Raw genomic sequence first — 15,382 nt, 5'->3', positions numbered from 1 at the left:
GGCCATGGCTGCATCAGGAAGAGAAGATTTCCGTGTAGCGACGGATCCACTGCTCGTGGACGGTGGCGAGGAAGGCGTTGTCGTGCATGATCGCCTTCTCGGCGATCTGCTCGGGCGTGAGGATGTACGGGCTCTTGCGCGCTTCGGCCGAGATGATCGCCTTGGCGTTGACCGGGCCGTTGAAGATGTCTTCGGCCATCTTGCCCTGCACGTAGGGGTCGAGGGAGTGGTCGATGAAGGCGTGGGCCAGGTCGGTGTCGCCCGGACGGTTCTTCGGCAGCACCGAGAGCATCAGGTCGGTGTAGAAGCCTTCCTTCATGCCGAAGGTGGCGCCCAGGCCGTAGTTCGGGTCGCGGATCTGCTTGGGGAAGAACGCCGGCGCGTAGAGGCCGCCGATGTCCAGCGAGCCGGTGCGGAACAGCTCGGCGATCTGGTTGGGGTTTTCGCCTAGCATCATGACCCGGTCCTTGAGCTCTTCGAGCTTCTTGAAGCCCGGTTCGATGTTGTGCTCGTCACCGCCGGCGAGCTTCGCGGCGATGATGATCAGGTCCATGGCCTCGGTCCAGTTCGGCGGCGGCAGGAACAGGCGGCCGGCGTAGTTCTCATCCCACAGGGCCGCGTAGCTGTCCGGCACGTCCTTCACGGTGCGCGTGCTGTACACCAGGCTGTTGCACCACAGCAGGTAGCCGATGCCGTGGCCGTCGGCGCCGGTCTGGTATTTCGCCGGTACGTCCTTGAGGTTGGGGATGCGGTTGAGGTCGGGCTTTTCCAGCAGTCCGGCGCTGGCCAGGCCCTCGGCGCCGACACCGGCCAGGGTGATGACGTCGTACTGCGGGCGGTCGCCGCCGGCCTTGAGCTTGGCGACCATCTCCGAGGTGCTGCCGGTGCGGTCGGCGATCACCTTGGCGCCGGTCTTGGCCTCGAAGGTCGCGGCGATGTTGCGCAGTGCCGCAAGGCCGGTGTCGTCGGACCAGGTGAGCAGGCGCAGGGTCTTGCCCTGGAAGCGGTTGTCGCTGGCGCTGGCCCGGACGAACGGCATGGACATGGCGGCTGCCGCTACCGAGGCGGCACCTACGGTCTTGATGAATTGCCTTCTGCTGAAATCACGCTCGCCCATCTGGGACTCCTTTGCTCTTATCGCTTTTGTTGAGGAAGGTCACTGGTGCGTTGCGGGTGGTCAGGGCTGTCGACCCCCGCCTGTCGGATACGCCCGGCGGCCCCGGAATCCGGAGGGTGCAGGCGTTTCGGCGGGGTCATCCTGCGACCTCGGCGAGGGGCCAACAATCGAAAAAATGTCATCGGAGCCATGTCCTGGGCGCATGGCTGGCGTGCGTCCATGCACAAACGACAGGCCTCCCCTGGAAGGTCCGTTCTAGAGCTGTTTCACGGTCGAAAAAAAGCGCCGTGAAGACGGCGCGGGGCGGGGAACGATCCCCAGGAATATCCCTGCCGCCCGGTGCGGCAGGGAGAGAGGCATCAGCCCAGGCTGCTCATCCAGGTCGCCTGGTCGATCTCGATCAGGGTCGGCAGCGAGCTGGCGCCGGCTTCGCGCAGCGCGGCGCGCAGTGCCGCTTCGTCGCCCGCGCGATGCGCCTTGCAGCCCAGTGCCTTGGCCGCGCCGATGAAGTCGGGGGTGTAGATGTCCACGCCGACCGGCTCGATGTCGCGGTTGACCATGTACTTCTTGATTTCCTCGTAGCCGTGGTTGTTCCACAGCAGGACGATCAGCGGCACGTGCGCTTCCACGGCGCTGGCCAGCTCCGGCAGGGTGAACTGCAGTCCGCCGTCGCCGATCAGGCACAGCACGGGGCGTCGCGACGCGTCGCCCAGCCAGGCGCCGATGGCGGCCGGTAGCGCGTAGCCGAGGGTGCCGTAGCCGGTCGAGGAGTTGAACCAGCGGCGCGGCTGCTCCAGGTCGAGGGTGAGGTTGCCGGTGTACACCGGCTGGGTCGAATCGCCGACCAGCACGGCTTCGGGCAGCTCGTCCAGCGCGGCGCGCAGGAAGCGGGTCTGGGCACGCAGGTTGTCGTCCCAGGTTCCCAGCAGCACTTCGCGCAGGCTGGCGGCGCGGCGGGCGCCCCAGTGCTCGGTGTCGACCGCCAGGGGCTGGCCGTCCAGGGCGCTGAGCAAGGCTTCCAGTGCCAGCCGGGAGTCGGCGACCAGCGCGGCACGCGGCGGGTAATTGCGCACCGTCTGATCCGGGTCGATGTCGATGCGCAGCAGGGCGCCGGGAATCTTGAATCCGCCGGCGAAGGTCACGTCGTAGTCGGTTTCGCCGAGCTCGGTGCCGACCGCGAGGACCACGTCGGCCTCGTTGACCAGTTCGCGGGTGGCCTCGAGGGACTGCGTCGAGCCGATCAGCAGCGGGTGGCGCGAAGGCAGCAGGCCCTTGGCGTTGATGGTCAGCGCCACGGGGGCATGCAGGTGCTCGGCCAAGCGCTGCAGGGCAGGGCCGGCATCGATCGCACCGCCGCCGGCGAGGATCAGCGGACGCCGCGCTCCTGCGAGCAGGCTGGCCATCTCGGCCACCGCTGCCGGTGCGGCGCCGGCGCGCGCTACCTGGACTGGTTGGCTGGCGAGCAGCGCGTCGGCGTTCTCCACCAGCACGTCGAGGGGGATCTCGATGTGCACCGGACGCGGGCGGCCGGCCTGGAACAGGGCGAAGGCGCGGGCCAGCACGGCCGGCAGTTCGGCGGCCGACATCAGCGTGTGGGAGAAGGCGCTGCAACCGGCGATCAGGTTGCTCTGCGACGGCAGCTCATGGAGCTTGCCGCGCCCGCCGCCCAGCTGGCTGCGCGACTGCACGCTGGAGATCACCAGCATCGGAATCGAGTCGGCGTAGGCCTGGGCCATGGCCGTGGCGATGTTGGTCATGCCCGGGCCGGTGATGATGAAGCACACGCCGGGCTTGCCGCTGGTGCGCGCGTAACCGTCGGCCATGAAGCCGGCGCCTTGCTCGTGGCGCGGCGTGACGTGGCGGATTTTCGAGCGGGCAAGCCCGCGATAGAGCTCCACGGTATGTACGCCGGGGATGCCGAACACTTGCTCGACACCGTAGCCTTCGAGCAGGTGCACCAGAACTTCGCCGCATGTGGCCATGGTCATCGTCCTTTTCTTGTCGTCGATCGGGCGCGCCATCTCGGCGGGTTCGCCGACGCCAGACAAGGGGCGAGGGGCAGGGAGGCAGTCGAGGGGGCGCGTATGGGAGACGGGATTGAGCCTGCCGGCGCCAGGTGCTGACAAACCAAAATTTGTCATACTAGGCATGTTCTCACCTCATGCCTGGGCATCGATGAAGCGGCTTCCCCCCCTGCCTGCTCTGCACACCTTCCTGGTCACCGCGCAGTGCTGCAATTTCACCCATGCGGCCGGTCTGCTGCATATCACCCAGGGCGCGGTGAGCCGGCAGATCGCCGGCCTGGAAAGCCACCTGGGCTATCCCTTGTTCCAGCGCCAGGCCCGCGGGCTGAGCCTCACGACACAGGGGCGCGAGCTGCTGCCGCGCATCCAGCAGGTGTTCGCGCTGATCGAAGAGGCCGTGGGCGAGGTCGGCGGCAAGCGCGAGGCGCTGCAGCTTAAAGCGCCCACCTGCATCATGCGCTGGCTGCTGCCGCGCCTGCTGCAGTGGCAGGCCGAGCGACCGGACGTGCCGGTGGAGCTGACCACCACCGTGCAGCACTCGGTGGATTTCCGCAGCGAGGAGTTCGATGCCGCGGTGATCTACGGCGGCCAGCCGGACGAGCAATTGTCCTGTCATCGCCTGTTCGACGAGCAGCTGACGCCGGTCTGCGCCCCGCAACTGCTGGCCGGGCCCCAGCCGCTGGAGGTCTTCGCGGACCTGGAACGGCACATGCTGCTGCACCCCACCCGCGACCAGCGCGACTGGGAAGCCTGGCTGCGCGCCGCCGGCACGCGGGTCAGAAATATCGGCAAGGGGCAGCACTTCGACACCCTGGACCTGGCCATGTCGGTGGCAGTGCAGGGAGCCGGCGTGGCGATGGGGGATTGGGTGCTGAGCGGCGACGATCTGCGCGCCGGTCGCCTGGTCGCGCCCTTCTCGCTGAAGGTGCGTACCGGCTTGGCGTACTACCTGGTCTATCCGCAGCGCCGGGAACCGTCGCCGCAGTTGCGTGAGTTGATCGACTGGCTGTTGCTGCAGGCCGCCGGGGTCGAAGGCGAACAGATCGCCTGACCCTGCCGTGGTTCAGGAATTCTCCGCCTCGTAGCGATCCAGCGTATCGCTGGCGACCTGCCGGCCGAGGGCGATCAGTTCCGGCGCCTTGTAGAACTCGAAGAAGCGGCACACGCGCTTGGGCACGTTGATCAGGATGTCCGGCGGGTAGCCGGCGATCTTGTACTGCGCCAGCGAGGTCTGCATCACTTCGAAGCTCTGGTTGACCAGCTCCAGCAGCGAGGCCGGCCCGCTGCTCTCGATCACCCGGATGCCGCTGGCCGAGCGCGGCGAGCCCTTGGCCTGGGGCGCGGCGATTGGCTGCGGAGTGGCCAGCGGGGTTTCCTCGCTGTCCGGCACCGGTATCAGCAGCGCCTCGGCGCGCAGCTCCGGTGGGGTCTCCATTTCGGCGTTGGGGCGGCGCAGGAAGGCCAGCTTGTCGGTGAGCGAGCCGACCAGGCTGTCGAAGCGCCCCTTGATCGCCGCGGGGCGCTCGATGGTCGGCAACTGGTAGTGCTTGTCGTTGGTGCCGTTGAGGTTGACCGCGATGATCAGGTCCGCGTGGCTGGACACCACCGGCACGATCGGCAGCGGGTTGAGCAGGCCGCCGTCGACCAGCATGCGATTGCCCTGCACGACCGGGGTGAACAGGCTGGGGATGGCCGCCGAGGCGCGCATGGCCTGGTGCAAGTTGCCTTCCTGGAACCAGATTTCCTGTTGGTTGATGAGGTCCGTGGCGACCGCCGTGTAGGGGATCGGCAGGTCTTCGATGTTTATCTCGCCGAGAATCTCGTGAATCTTGCCGAATACCCGTTCGCCACGGATGGCCCCGAGGCGGAAGCTGACGTCGAGCAGGCGCAGCACGTCCAGGTAGTCGAGGCTTTCCACCCACTCGCGGTACTCGCGCAATTTGCCGGCGGCGTAGATGCCGCCGATCACCGAGCCCATGGAGCAGCCGGCGATGCAGGCGATTTCGTAGCCGCGCCGTTCCAGTTCCTCGATCACGCCAATGTGCGCATAGCCCCGGGCGCCACCGGAGCCGAGCACCAGCGCCACCTGTTTGTTCATCGAAGGTCCCCCTGGCAAGGCTTGAACGACAGCGCGCAGCCCCTCGAGCGCTGTGCCACATGCCATCGACGATACGCCCGGGGCGGGCGGCACGCCAAGGGTGTTTGCTAGAATCGGCCGATCGATTCCCTGCCTTCCGGAGCCACCATGAGCGACCCGATCCGCCTCACCCAGTACAGCCACGGCGCAGGCTGCGGCTGCAAGATTTCCCCCAAGGTGCTGGAGGTGATCCTGGCCGGCAGCGGCGCGCAGAACCTCGACCCGAAGCTGTGGGTCGGCAATGCCTCGCGCGATGACGCGGCGGTCTACGAGATCGATGCCGAGCGCGGCGTGGTCTCCACCACCGACTTCTTCATGCCGATCGTCGACGATCCCTTCGACTTCGGCCGCATCGCCGCGACCAACGCCATCAGCGACATCTACGCCATGGGCGGCGACCCGCTGATGGCCATCGCCATCCTCGGTTGGCCGGTCAATGTGCTGGCGCCGGAGATTGCCCGCGAAGTCATCGCCGGCGGCCGCAAGGTCTGCGACGAAGCCGGCATCCCGCTGGCCGGCGGCCACTCCATCGATGCCCCCGAGCCGATCTTCGGCCTGGCCGTCACCGGCCTTGTGGAGAAGCGCTTCATGAAGCGCAACGACACCGCCACTGCCGGCTGCCGCCTGTATCTCTCCAAGCCGCTGGGCATCGGCATCCTCACCACCGCCGAGAAGAAATCCAAGCTGCGCGCCGAGGACGTTGGCCTCGCCCGCGACTGGATGTGCACCCTGAACAAGCCGGGTAGCCGCTTCGGCAAGCTCGCCGGGGTCACGGCGATGACCGACGTCACCGGCTTCGGCCTGCTCGGCCATCTGGTGGAAATGGCCGATGGCGCCAGGCTGACCGCGCGCATCCGCTTCGACGCCGTGCCGCGCCTGGCGAATGTCGAGTACTACCTGGAACAGGGCTGCATACCCGGCGGCACCCTGCGCAATTTCGACAGCTACGGCGAGCGCATCGCGCCGATTCCGGAGCTGCACAAGTTGCTGCTGTGCGACCCGCAGACCAGCGGCGGCCTGTTGGTCGCAGTGACGCCGGAGGGGGAGGCGGAGTTCCTCGCCGTGGCCGCCGAACTGGGGCTGCAACTGGCACCCATCGGCGAGCTGGTCGAGCGACAGCGTCACGCGGTAGAGGTGGCCTGATGCGCGACAACACCCGGCACTACCGCGAGCTTTTCCTCGAAGACGTCCCGCTGATGGACGTCCGCGCCCCGGTGGAATTCACCAAGGGTGCCTTCCCGCACACGGTCAACCTGCCGCTGATGAACGACATCGAGCGGCAGAAGGTTGGCACCAGCTACAAACAGCACGGCCAGCAGGCGGCCATCGCCCTCGGCCACGAGCTGGTCTGCGGCAAGGTCAAGGCGGAACGCGTCGAAGCCTGGCTGGACTTCGCTCGAAAGCATCCGGACGGCTACCTGTACTGCTTCCGCGGTGGGCTGCGCTCGCAGATCGTCCAGCAATGGATGAAGGAAGCCGGCATCGAATACCCGCGCGTGGTCGGTGGCTACAAGGCGATGCGCGGCTTCCTCTTCGACACCACCCGCGCTGCGACCGAAGAGTGCGGCTTCGTGCTGGTCGGCGGCCTCACCGGCACCGGCAAGACCGAAGTGATCGCCGAGCTGGATAACGCGCTCGATCTCGAGGGCCACGCCAATCACCGGGGTTCCAGTTTCGGTCGCCGCGCCACGCCGCAGCCGGCGCAGATCGATTTCGAGAACCGCCTGGCCATCGACATCCTGAAGAAGCGCCATGCCGGCATCGAGCAGTTCGTGCTGGAAGACGAGGGTCGCATCGTCGGCAGCTGCTCGCTGCCGCTGGAGCTGTACCAGGGCATGCAGGGCTATCCGCTGGTGTGGCTGGAGGACAGCTTCGAGGGGCGCGTCGAGCGCATCCTCAAGGACTACGTGGTCAACCTGTGTGCCGAGTTCGTGAGCGTGAAGGGCGACCCGGACGAGGGCTTCGAGGCCTTTGCGGCCTATCTGCAGAAGAGCCTGGCGGGCATCGTCAAGCGCCTGGGCGGCGAGCGCTACCAGCGCATGGCGGAGATCCTCGACGCGGCGCTCGACGAGCAGCGCGGCAGTGGCGCGGTCGACCTGCATCGCGGCTGGATCGAGGGACTGCTCGGTGAGTACTACGACCCGATGTACGCCTACCAGCTGCAGAGCAAGGAGTCGCGCATCGAGTTTCGCGGCAACCATGCCGAGGTGCTGGAGTACCTACGTCAGCGCGCAAAGCGCTGACGGTAGGTCTGGCGTAGGGCGTACAACCGTTCGCGGTTGTACGCCGGTACACCCGGCTGATGGCCCGCGCCGGGGGCGAATCCGGAGCGCTGTGGAGCCGCAGCCAATCGGCGTATAACGCTCCGCGTCAAAGGCTCTTGCCGTCGAACTCATTGACCTTCAGGCCATTGAGCTCCACATCCGGCAGGCAGCGCACGTTCACCGCCGCCATCGGCGTGCCGTCAGGCGCGGTAGCGAATGCCAGGGGACTCACGCCGCAGGTGGCGCAGAACTTGTGCTCGATCTTGTGGGTTCGGAAGGTGTAGGTGCTCATGGCGCTTTCCGGCGTTTTCAGCGTCAGCTTGGCGCGCGGCACGAACCACAGCAGCGAGCCCTTGCGCCGGCAGATCGAGCAGTTGCAGCTGGTGACTTCGGTGATCGGGGCGTCGGCTTCGGCCTCAAAGGCGATCGCGCCGCAATGGCAGCTTCCCTGGTAGAGCATGGTGGCAGTCCTCCGGTTTCAGAGGATTTGCAGTGTAGACCCCGGCGCCATGCGTGGCGGGCGACTAAGCTGGAAGTCGCCCGCTTCCCCATGGAGATCGACATGAAGCCCGTACTTTCCCTGCTGGCCCTCGCTCTGCTACTGGCCGGTTGCTCCGGCACCACGGTCAATCGCGACAACTGTGCCAACGAACTGAGTGCCGCCTGGCGCGAGCTGGACCTTGCTAAAGCAGAGGGGTTCGCCGGCACCGTCAGCTATTCCAAGGCGCTGACCCTGATCACCGCGGCCAAGACCGAGCAGCAGGTCGAGTCCTACGGCGGCTGCCTGGACAAGGCGACCAAGGCGCGCTTCTACATCAAGGAGTCGCGCGCCGGCCGCTGATTCCGTTGGCGGGTTGCGGGCGGGCATAATTCCGGCTCGCCCGCAGCCCGGAATCCTCGTCGATGCAACTCGATTTCTCCTCCCTCGCGCCCGCCGATGCCTACCGTTGGCTGGCCTCGACCGTCACCCCGCGGCCCATCGCCTGGGTCTCCACGCTGTCCGCCGACGGGCGCAGCAACCTGGCGCCGTTCAGCTTCTTCCAGGTCATCAGCGACGAGCCGCCGACGCTGATGGTCAACACCAGCATCCGCGATGACGGCAGCGTCAAGGACACCCTGATCAACGTGCGCGAGACCGGCCAACTGGTCATTCACCTGGTCGATGCGGCACACGCCGAGGCGATGAACGCCACCGCCGCCAACCTGCCGCACGGCACCAGCGAGTTCGAGCATGCCGGCATCGCCACGTTGCCCAGCGAGCGCGTTGCGCCGCCGCGCGTGGCCGGCGCGCCGGTGGCCTTCGAGTGCGAGCTGGCGCAGATCCAGCCGTACCCGGCCGACGCGCCGAGCTGCTACCTGATCTTCGCCCGCGTACTGCTGGCGCATATCGATGACGCGGTGCTGCGCGACGAGCGCCATGTCGACCCGGCGAAGCTGGACCTGGTCGGCCGCCTCGGCGGCACCCAGTACTGCCGCACCCGCGACACCTTCAGCATGATCCGCCCCAAATAGACGCACGCGCCGCCGCGCGCCGGGCGTTTGGCGCGTGACTGTCCTGAGCGCGACCTGCGCATGCCTGTGCGCACCATCGGTTTGCCAGCACCGCCACCGGCCCTTGTTCCGGCGGTCGGCGCGCTCCTAATGTTCCGCCCCAGGGTACCGACAAAGAACGGGAGAGCTTCCGACGAAGACTTTCCCGCACAGCTAGGGCAGGGGGGCAGTAACTATGGTCGTGTTCGTGCAAAGGCGCTTGGCCGATCTTGGGACGGCGAAGAAACTCGCCATCGGCTTCGGCCTGGTCCTGTTGCTGACCGCGCTGGTGGCGGCCATCGGCATCAGTGCGCTGCGCTCCATCGAGCAGCGTTTCGCCGTGCTCGATGCCATGAGCGCGATCAACCGCCAGGTCCTGGAGATGCGCCAGAGCGAGAAGGACTTCGTGCTCAGCGCCGATCCCAAGGCCGCCGATCAACTGCGACTGCAGGCCAAGGGCATCGGCGAGCGCGCGGCGCAGCTCAAGGCTCAGCCTGACCAGGCCGAGGCGATGGCGCGGGTCGAACAGGCCATCGCCGGCTACCTGGAATCCTTCGGCCGCTTCGAGCAGGCCAGCAAGAGCCGCCGCCTGGCGCTGGAAGCGGCCGGTTGGTCGGTGTCGAGTGCGTCCAACAGCCTGGACATCCTGCAGTCGAGCCTCGCCGACGACGGCGCCTACGAACTCAAGCAGACCCAGGGGCAGAAGGGCGAGGAACTGCTGCAGCAGGCGACCCAGGTCGGCCAGCTCTATCACCTGGTGCTGCAAGGGCTCAACGAGGCCCGCGCGCGACTGGACCAGAAGGACGGCGCTGCGGCCGACGGCGGCAAGATCAAGTCCGCCGACGACGCCCTGGAGCTGTCGCGCAAGCTGCAGGCCGCCATCACCGACAACGCCTACGTCTCCGTGCTCAAGGACGTGGCCACCAACATCGATGCCTTCGGCAGCAACCTGAACGACTACTCGGCCGACCTCGACAAGGAACAGCAGGCGCACCAGCAGATGGCGCAACGCGCCACCGAGATGATGCAGCAGGTGGACGCCTCCTACGCCGCGCAACAGGCGGCGATGGCCGGCAACCTCAAGACCCGCGGCTTGCTGATCCTGGTTTCGGCGGCGCTGGCGCTGCTGGTTGGCGCCCTGGCCGCGCTGCTCATCACCCTGCTGATCGTGCGCCCGCTGCGTCAGGTCATAGGCGCGGCCAGCCGCATCGCCGAGGGCGACCTGAGCCTGAACATCGAGGCCCGCCGTCGCGATGAGGTCGGTCAGCTGCAGACCGCCGTAGCGGGTATGGCTGACAGCCTGCGCGGCATCGTTGGCCGCCTGCAGGATGGCGTTACGCGCATCACCGCTTCGGCGCAGGGGCTGTCCGGCATCACCGAGCGCACCCAGCTGGGCGTCAACAATCAGAAGGCCGAGACCGACCAGGTCGCCACGGCGATGAACGAGATGGCGGCGACCGTACACGAGGTGGCGCGCAACGCCGAGGCGGCAGCGACTTCCGCGGAGCAGGCCGACAGCACCGTGGCCAGCGGTCAGCAGGTGGTGCGCCAGACCATCGGCCGCATCGGCGAGCTGGCCGAGGCGGTGCGCCAGGCGACCCAGAGCATCGAGCAGTTGGGCCGCGAGAGCCAGAACATCGGTAGCGTGCTCGACGTGATCAAGGCGGTGGCCGAGCAGACCAACCTGCTGGCACTCAACGCTGCCATCGAGGCCGCGCGGGCTGGCGACCAGGGCCGCGGCTTCGCGGTCGTTGCCGACGAAGTGCGCGCCTTGGCCCGCCGCACCCAGCAATCCACGGAAGAAATCGAGAAGCTCATCAGTGCCCTGCAGAGCGGCGCGCAGACCTCGGTTCAGCGCATGCAGCGCAGCCATCAACTGGTGGAGAAGAGCGTGGAGGACGCCGAGCAGACCGAGTCCGCGCTGAACGAGATCGCCGCGGCGGTGGCCGTGATCCACCAGATGAACCAGCAGATCGCCGCGGCCTCGGAGCAGCAGAGCGCGGTGGCCGAGGAGATCAACCGCAGTGTCACCAGCATCCGCGGTATCGCCGACGAGTCGGCGCAAGCGATGGAATCGACGGCCAGTTCCAGCGTCGAACTGGCCCAGCTCAGCCGCGACCTGCAGGGGATGGTGGGGCAGTTCCGGCTGTAACGGGGGGCTCAGGGGGCTCCTGTAGGAGCGGATCTCATCCGCGAATGTCCCGCACAAATCCATCCGTAGGGTGCATAACCGCGTTCGCGGTTATGCACCACCACCCGACACGCAAACGGCGGATAACCCCTTCTGGGTTATTCGCCCTACAGGTTCGGCTTTCGTGCTGTGCGGTTCGCGAACAAAATCGCGGATGAGATCCGCTCCTACGGCCGCGCGTTGTTCTCCTGCTGCCGCTTATACCAATGCCGGTAGGCATTCACCCCGGCACGCACCGAGCTGAACAGCAGCGGCGGCTTGAGCTCTCCGAGCTGGCCGGAGCGGCGCAGCATGCCCAGGGTCAGCTCGGGCACCCGCGCCAGGGCCAGGTGGATGTTCTGCGCCGCCAGCGTTTCCTGCACTTCGCGCAGGGTCGACATGCCGGTCACGTCCAGGTTGAGCATGCCTTCGGCGTTGAGCAGTACCGCGCGCGGAGCCTTGGCTTCAGACGTCACCTGCAGCAGGCGCTGCTTGAAGTAGTCGGCGTTGAAGAACAGCAGCGGCGCATCGAAGCGATAGATCACCAGGCCCGGCAGGGTATGCGCCTGCGGGTAGCGGCTCAGTTCCACCTGGCCGTCGATGCCGTGTACCCAGCCGAGCACCGCGTCGTTCGGGCGATAGGTGAGATAGAGCAGGCGCAGCAGGGCGAGGATGATGGCGACGAAGATCCCCGGCAGCACGCCGACGCTCAGTACGCCCACGGTCGTCAGCAGGCACAGGCCGAACTCGAAGCGGGAGAGGCGCCAGAAACCCTTGAGCGCTGCGAAGTCGATCAAGCCCCAGCCGGCCATCAGCAGCACCGCGCCTAGGGCGGGCACGGGAATCCAGCCCAGCGGGCCGCTGAACAGCAGCAGCGCGATGCCGATCACCAGGGCGGCCACCACCCCGACCATCTGGCTCTGGCCGCCGACCATGTCGTTCACCGCGGTGCGCGAGTCGGCGCCGCTGATGACGAAGCCCTGGGAGATACCCGCGCCTATGTTGGCCACGCCCAGGGCCATCATTTCGTGGTTGGCATCGACGGCGTAACCGTGCCGCGCCGCGAAGCTGCGCGCGGTGAGCATGGCGCTGCAGAAACTGACGATGGTGATGCCCAGGGCATCGCGGAACAGGTTGCCGATCTCCTGCACGCTGGTGCGCGGCCAGGCCAGCTCCGGCAGGCCCTGGGGCACCTCGCCGAGCAACGCGACACCATAGTGCTCAAGCCCCAGCAGCAGGCTGGCAAGGGTGGCAAAGAGCACGCCGACCAGGGTACCGGGTACCTTGGGGAAGCGGCGCGGCAGGAAGATCATCAGCAGCAGGGTGGCGACGCCCAGGCCGAGGGTCGGCAGGTGGGTGGCGCCGAGGTTGCGCAGCAGCGCCAGCAGGCCGGCGAGGAAGCCGCTGGTCTCGGTGTGGTAGCCGAGCAGCTTGCCGAGCTGGCCGGCGATCAGGCTCAGGCCGATGCCATTGAGATAGCCGACCAGCGTCGGGCGCGACAGGAAGCTGGCGACGAAGCCGGCGCGCGCGATGCCGCCGGCGATGGAGAGCAACCCGACCATGACCGCGACGATCATCGACAACTGCAGCAGGCGTTGCGGATCGCCCGCGGCCAGCGGCGTGATCGCGGCGGCGACCATGGCTGCCGTGGCGGCATCCGGGCCGACCATCAGCTGCCGCGAGCTGCCCAGCAGGGCATAGATGAGCATCGGCAGGATGCAGGCGTAGAGTCCGACCTGGGCGGGGAAACCGATGACCTGGGCATAGGCGATGGCGGTGGGTATCTGCACTGCCGCGACCGAGACACCGGCAAGGATGTCGGGGCGCAGCCAGGCGCGCCGGTAATGCAGCAGAGAGTGCAGGCCGGGGAGCCAGCGGGCGAGGGGCATGAAAAGTCTTCCTGGGAGCGTCAGGGCTGGAGCTTAGCCGCAGGCGCCAGTGTCGTGCACAAGGAAGACGAAGGTTTTCGAGAGGGGGCTTTGTAGGAGCGAGCTTGCTCGCGAACGGCGGCGGTGCCCGGTCATTCGCGAGCAAGCTCGCTCCTACGAAAAGCGCTTCAGGCTGGCATCAGACCTTCAGCACCAGCTTGCCGAAGTTCTCGCCGCTGAACAGCTTGAGCACGGTCTGCGGGAAGGTCTGCAGGCCGTCGACGATGTCTTCCTTGGATTTCAGCTTGCCCTCGGCCAGCCAGGTCGACATGTCGCGCAGGCCTTCGGGGAAGCGGCTGGCGTAGTCCATCACCACCATGCCTTCCATGCGCGCGCGGTTGACCAGCAGCGACAGGTAGTTGGCCGGGCCTTTAACCGCCTGCTTGTTGTTGTACTGGCTGATCGCGCCGCAGATCACCACCCGCGCCTTGGGCGCCAGGCGGGAGAGGGCGGCGTCGAGGATCTCGCCGCCGACGTTGTCGAAGAACACGTCGATGCCGTTCGGGCAGGTGCGCTTGAGTCCGGCGGCGACGTCCTCGTTCTTGTAGTCGATGGCGCCGTCGAAGCCGAGCTCTTCCACCAGGTAGCGGCACTTGTCCTCGCCGCCGGCGATGCCGATGACCTTGCAGCCCTTGATCTTGGCGACCTGGCCGACCACGCTGCCGACCGCCCCGGCCGCCGCCGAGACCAGCACGGTCTCGCCGGCCTTGGGCTGGCCGACGTCGAGCAGGCCGAAGTAGGCGGTCATGCCGGTCATGCCCAGGGCCGAGAGGTACAGCGGCAGGGGCGCGCGGTTCGGGTCGACCTTGTAGAAGCCCTTGGGCTCGCCGAGGAAGTAGTCCTGCACGCCGAGGGCGCCGTTGACGTGGTCGCCGACGGCGAACGACGGGTTGTTCGAGGCGATGACCTGGCCGACGCCGAGCGCGCGCATCACTTCGCCAATACCCACCGGCGGAATGTAGGACTTGGCGTCGTTGAGCCAGCCGCGCATCGCCGGGTCCAGCGACAGGTACAGGTTGCGCACCAGGATCTGCCCCGGACCGGGCTGGCCGAGTGGGCTCTCCACATAGCGGAAGGTGTCGTTGTCGATGGCGCCGAGGGGGCGTTGGGCTAGGACGAACTGGCGGTTCAGCGGTGCGGACATGGCAGGGGCCTCGAATCACGAATGGAGAGGGGAAGTCCTAGGAGATAGTACTTGGGCGGTCGCTCGGCAAGTGACGTCCACCTTTGGGAATGCTGGTTCATCGACCCGGGTGATTCAGCGGGCCGGGGATCATCAGCTAGACGCATGCATGCCGCTAAGGGTTCCTGATAGTGCTTCGCGGCGCGCGGTCGCTGGCTAGACTCGCGGGGTTTCCCTATTTCCGTTCGAGGATCCCCCATGAGTCAGCTGCTTTCCGGCCAGGTCGCCCTGGTCACCGGCGCCGCCGCCGGCATCGGTCGCGCCACCGCCCAGGCCTTCGCCCGCGAAGGGATCAAGGTGGTGGTCTCGGACGTCGACAGCAAGGGCGGCGAGGCCACGGTCGAGCTGATCCGCGCCGCCGGTGGCGAAGCCACCTTCATCCGCTGCGACGTGACCCGCGACGCCGAGGTCCAGGCGCTGGTTGCCGGCACCGTGGCTGCCTACGGCCGCCTCGACTACGCCTTCAACAACGCCGGCATCGAGATCGAGCAGGGCAAGCTGGCCGACGGCCAGGAGAGCGAGTTCGACGCCATCATCGGCGTCAACGTGAAGGGCGTCTGGCTGTGCATGAAGCACCAGATTCCGGTGATGCTCGCCCAGGGCGGCGGCGCCATCGTCAACACCGCTTCGGTGGCAGGTCTGGGCGCCGCGCCGAAGATGAGCATCTATGCAGCCTCCAAGCACGCGGTGATCGGCCTGACCAAGTCGGCCGCCATCGAATACGCGAAGAAGAAAGTCCGCATCAACGCGGTGTGCCCGGCGGTGATCGATACCGACATGTTCCGCCGCGCCTACGAGGCCGACCCGAAGAAGGCCGAGTTCGCCGCCGCCATGCATCCGGTGGGCCGCGTCGGTAAGGTCGAGGAAATCGCCTCGGCAGTCCTTTACCTGTGCAGCGACAACGCCGGCTTCACCACTGGTATCGCCCTGCCGGTGGATGGTGGCTCCACGGCGATCTGAGTCGGCGCGAGCGCCTTCGCAATGCATCGCCAAGGCGGATGATCGGTAACGGTCATCCGCCTTCTGCTT

13 protein-coding genes and 1 pseudogene are annotated in these 15,382 nt (G+C 67.1%); 8 read left to right on the top strand and 6 right to left on the bottom strand.

Translation table 11 applies throughout. The features are described 5' to 3' along the window. Window positions 1–13: 13 nt before the first annotated feature. Complete coding sequence (locus ACA097_RS03665; RefSeq protein WP_371368574.1) at window positions 14–1,117, bottom strand: PotD/PotF family extracellular solute-binding protein; 1,104 nt, start codon at window positions 1,115–1,117, stop codon at window positions 14–16. A 359-nt stretch (window positions 1,118–1,476) separates the two neighbouring features. Next, complete coding sequence (locus tag ACA097_RS03660; RefSeq protein WP_371370473.1) at window positions 1,477–3,099, bottom strand: 5-guanidino-2-oxopentanoate decarboxylase; 1,623 nt, start codon at window positions 3,097–3,099, stop codon at window positions 1,477–1,479. A 193-nt stretch (window positions 3,100–3,292) separates the two neighbouring features. On the opposite strand from ACA097_RS03660, the gene ACA097_RS03655 reads away from it, so the two are divergent. Continuing rightward, on the top strand, window positions 3,293–4,192 hold the full coding sequence (locus tag ACA097_RS03655; RefSeq protein WP_160286431.1) for a LysR substrate-binding domain-containing protein: 900 nt from the start codon (window positions 3,293–3,295) through the stop codon (window positions 4,190–4,192). Window positions 4,193–4,204: 12 nt separating this feature from the next. On the opposite strand, the gene ACA097_RS03650 is transcribed toward ACA097_RS03655, so the two are convergent. Then, window positions 4,205–5,239, bottom strand: a complete 1,035-nt coding sequence (locus tag ACA097_RS03650; RefSeq protein ID WP_160286432.1) for a patatin-like phospholipase family protein — start codon at window positions 5,237–5,239, stop codon at window positions 4,205–4,207. A 147-nt stretch (window positions 5,240–5,386) separates the two neighbouring features. On the opposite strand from ACA097_RS03650, the gene selD reads away from it, so the two are divergent. Next, complete coding sequence (gene selD, locus ACA097_RS03645) at window positions 5,387–6,421, top strand: selenide, water dikinase SelD (RefSeq protein ID WP_371368572.1); 1,035 nt, start codon at window positions 5,387–5,389, stop codon at window positions 6,419–6,421. Continuing rightward, window positions 6,421–7,521, top strand: coding sequence for a tRNA 2-selenouridine(34) synthase MnmH (gene mnmH / locus ACA097_RS03640; protein ID WP_371368570.1), 1,101 nt, complete (start codon window positions 6,421–6,423; stop codon window positions 7,519–7,521). Before selD ends, mnmH begins: the two co-directional genes overlap by 1 nt. A 127-nt stretch (window positions 7,522–7,648) precedes the next feature. Here the strand turns inward: mnmH and ACA097_RS03635 are convergent, their stop codons facing one another. Continuing rightward, a complete protein-coding gene (locus tag ACA097_RS03635; RefSeq protein ID WP_043250995.1) occupies window positions 7,649–8,002 on the bottom strand; it encodes a GFA family protein in 354 nt (117 codons plus the stop codon). Between the two features lie 102 nt (window positions 8,003–8,104). Here ACA097_RS03635 and ACA097_RS03630 point away from each other — a divergent pair, with 102 nt between their 5' ends. The 4 genes and pseudogenes from ACA097_RS03630 to ACA097_RS03615 all read left to right on the top strand — a co-directional run bounded on the left by ACA097_RS03630 (window position 8,105) and on the right by ACA097_RS03615 (window position 11,224). Further along, on the top strand, window positions 8,105–8,383 hold the full coding sequence (locus ACA097_RS03630; protein WP_043257102.1) for a hypothetical protein: 279 nt from the start codon (window positions 8,105–8,107) through the stop codon (window positions 8,381–8,383). Between the two features lie 62 nt (window positions 8,384–8,445). After that, entirely contained in the window at window positions 8,446–9,054 is a 609-nt protein-coding gene (locus ACA097_RS03625; RefSeq protein WP_371368567.1) for a flavin reductase family protein, read from the top strand. A gap of 214 nt (window positions 9,055–9,268) precedes the next feature. Next, a pseudogene (locus ACA097_RS03620) lies at window positions 9,269–10,366 on the top strand (HAMP domain-containing protein); the annotation flags it as partial. Next, window positions 10,361–11,224, top strand: coding sequence for a methyl-accepting chemotaxis protein (locus ACA097_RS03615; RefSeq protein WP_371370472.1), 864 nt, complete (start codon window positions 10,361–10,363; stop codon window positions 11,222–11,224). The pseudogene ACA097_RS03620 and the gene ACA097_RS03615, both read left to right, overlap by 6 nt. Before the next feature lie 206 nt (window positions 11,225–11,430). Here the strand turns inward: ACA097_RS03615 and ACA097_RS03610 are convergent, their stop codons facing one another. Beyond that, window positions 11,431–13,131, bottom strand: a complete 1,701-nt coding sequence (locus ACA097_RS03610; RefSeq protein ID WP_371368565.1) for a SulP family inorganic anion transporter — start codon at window positions 13,129–13,131, stop codon at window positions 11,431–11,433. A gap of 178 nt (window positions 13,132–13,309) precedes the next feature. Continuing rightward, window positions 13,310–14,314: an NADP-dependent oxidoreductase gene (locus tag ACA097_RS03605; protein ID WP_371368563.1), complete on the bottom strand. Its 1,005-nt coding sequence runs from the start codon at window positions 14,312–14,314 to the stop codon at window positions 13,310–13,312. Window positions 14,315–14,551: 237 nt separating this feature from the next. On the opposite strand from ACA097_RS03605, the gene ACA097_RS03600 reads away from it, so the two are divergent. Beyond that, entirely contained in the window at window positions 14,552–15,313 is a 762-nt protein-coding gene (locus tag ACA097_RS03600; protein ID WP_160286440.1) for an SDR family oxidoreductase, read from the top strand. Window positions 15,314–15,382 lie beyond the last annotated feature (69 nt).

It is taken from the genome of Pseudomonas sp. QL9 (assembly GCF_041409665.1).
Taxonomy (GTDB): Bacteria; Pseudomonadota; Gammaproteobacteria; order Pseudomonadales; family Pseudomonadaceae; genus Pseudomonas; species Pseudomonas knackmussii.
The sequence above is the reverse complement of the archived record's forward strand: the minus strand, read 5'-3'. Positions and strand labels throughout refer to the sequence as shown.